Source organism: Microcystis sp. T1-4, assembly GCF_000297435.1.
Taxonomy (GTDB): Bacteria; Cyanobacteriota; Cyanobacteriia; order Cyanobacteriales; family Microcystaceae; genus Microcystis.
The window spans coordinates 1-2,486 of record NZ_CAIP01000079.1; the positions used below are offsets into that span (position 1 = coordinate 1).

2 protein-coding genes and 1 pseudogene are annotated in these 2,486 nt (G+C 43.9%); 2 read left to right on the forward strand and 1 reads right to left on the reverse strand.

Annotation, left to right across the window (positions count from 1 at the left end):
• Window positions 1-175 precede the first annotated feature (175 nt).
• A pseudogene (locus MICAI_RS04275) lies at window positions 176-361 on the reverse strand (transposase); the annotation flags it as partial.
• Between the two features lie 326 nt (window positions 362-687).
• Between MICAI_RS04275 and argH the strand changes: the two are divergent.
• Complete coding sequence (gene argH / locus MICAI_RS04280) at window positions 688-2,103, forward strand: argininosuccinate lyase (RefSeq protein ID WP_008198273.1); 1,416 nt, start codon at window positions 688-690, stop codon at window positions 2,101-2,103.
• Between the two features lie 57 nt (window positions 2,104-2,160).
• Window positions 2,161-2,486 (forward strand): RNA-guided endonuclease InsQ/TnpB family protein (locus tag MICAI_RS23110; RefSeq protein WP_081504650.1); only part of this gene is annotated, 326 nt, incomplete at its 3' end.

Consider the following 2,486-nt stretch of genomic DNA (forward strand, 5'->3'; position numbering starts at 1 on the left):
GCTAAGACGTATTTAGATCGCTTATCCTTAGATGAGCTACATCTCCCCCAATCCCTTTACTGTTACCTCTTGCAAGGGTGCCTATTGCCTCATCTCAACAAGCAATTTAAATACGCAGGCAGCTTATTCTGATGGGAGAATGAAACAGCCCTACCCTATCCATGAGTCACATTAAAGGTTGAAAATAGGGTGAATTCCAAAAGTCGGATGTGGCACTCGCTGCGGCTAGATTTCCCCAAGCTTGCCGAACTTTTGTACTAGATTGGCTGGCCAAGTTTTCCACGATACTGATTAACCTTTTCTTTCTTCTCGTGTCCCCTAGGTCTGCATACTGTAATTCTTGGGTTGCCCATTTCTCCATTTTTTTTGGCTCACCCCAACCTTGATTCCTTCTTTCAAAACTATACCTATCAATCGTTTCCCCTTTTTTTAAGTTTCTTCTCTTTTTGTTAAGAAATATCTGACTAATGGATAGGCAGGGGGGGATCGAAGGCAAAATCGATCTTCTTCATTATTAGCTTTTCGCCTATCGGCATTCAGCCAGAGTGAGCAATTCTTGCTATTCTTATGTTTGTAGGGTTGGAGATTTTTCTAACCTGAAGCGGTAATGCTATCAGCGCTGGATTATTCCCCAAAATTGTCCAGCATATTTTGGTTAACTTTATCCACAATCATCTAACGAAAACAGTGACAGCAAAGAAAACTTGGAGCGATCGCTTTGAAGGTAGCCTCCATCCTACGATCGTAGAATTTAACGCCAGTATTGGCTTTGATATCGAATTAATCGAGTATGATCTCACCGGATCGATCGCTCACGCCAAAATGCTCGCCTATACGGGTATTATCAGCCCCGAAGAAGCAGATAGTCTCGTCTCTGGATTGGAACAAATTCGTCAAGAATACCGCACCGGCAACTTTAACCCCGGCATCGATCAAGAGGACGTGCATTTTGCCGTAGAACGTCGTTTAACCGAGATTGTGGGAGATGTGGGCAAAAAACTGCACACGGCCCGTTCGCGGAATGATCAGGTAGGAACGGATATTCGTCTGTATCTTAGACAACAAATTGATGATATTAGGCAAGAAATTCGCAATTTTCAGCAAGCTTTAGTCAATCACGCCGAAAACCATCTGGAAACCCTGATCCCCGGTTACACCCACCTACAGCGCGCTCAACCGATTAGTTTAGCCCATCATCTCCTAGCTTATTTTCAAATGGCCGAACGGGATCACCAAAGATTAGGGCAAATTCGCGCCAGGACTAATATTTCGCCCCTAGGATGTGGCGCTTTAGCAGGGACGACTTTTCCCATCGATCGTCATTACAGCGCCAATTTACTCGATTTTGAGCAGGTGTATAACAATAGTCTCGATGGAGTCAGCGATCGAGATTTTGCCATTGAATTTATGACGGCCGCTAGTCTGATTATGGTCCACCTGAGCCGTTTGAGCGAAGAAATGATTCTCTGGTCTTCCCAAGAATTTAGTTTTATCACTCTCACCGATAGTTGTGCCACTGGATCCAGCATTATGCCCCAGAAAAAAAATCCCGATGTTCCCGAATTAGTGCGCGGCAAAACAGGGCGGGTTTTTGGGCATTTACAGGCGTTATTGACCTTAATGAAGGGTTTACCCCTGGCCTATAACAAAGACTTGCAGGAGGACAAGGAGGCGTTATTTGATGGCGTTAAAACCGTGCGGATTTGTTTGCAAGCGATGACGGTACTTTTAGCCACCGGAATTCAATTTAAAACTGACCGATTAGCTAATGCGGTGGCGGAAGATTTTTCTAATGCGACGGATGTGGCGGATTATTTAGCCAGTAAGGGAATTCCCTTCCGAGAAGCTTATAATTTAGTCGGGAAAGTCGTTAAAAGCAGTTTGGCAGCGGGTAAGTTATTAAAAGATTTAACCCTGACGGAATGGCAAGAATTACATCCAGCTTTTGAGGCCGATATCTATGACGCGATCGCTCCTCGTCAGGTGGTAGCGGCCCGTAATAGCTATGGTGGCACAGGTTTTGAACAAGTGCGATCGGCTTTAATTCAAGCTAAAGCCATTCTCGATCATCGAAAATTTGGGTCTGAAACCCCGTCGTTCTAGGTTGGCTTTCCTGTGAAATATTAGCGCATTTACACGATATATGCTAAAATGTGAGATATGGAGAAAGCCTATTCGTTTCGATTTTACCCCACACCCGAACAAGAGTCGCTATTGCGGCGCACATTGGGCTGTGTAAGATTAGTTTACAATAAGGCTCTCCATCTCAGAACACAAGCATGGTACGAAAAGCAAGAAAGAGTAGGCTACGCTCAAACTTCTTCAATGCTAACCGATTGGAAAAAGCAAGAAGAATTAGAGTTTTTAAACGAAGTTAGCTGTGTACCTTTACAACAAGGGTTAAGACATTTACAAACAGCTTTCACTAATTTCTTTGCTGGTTGTACTAAGTATCCCAACTTTAAGAAAAAACATCAGGGGGGAAG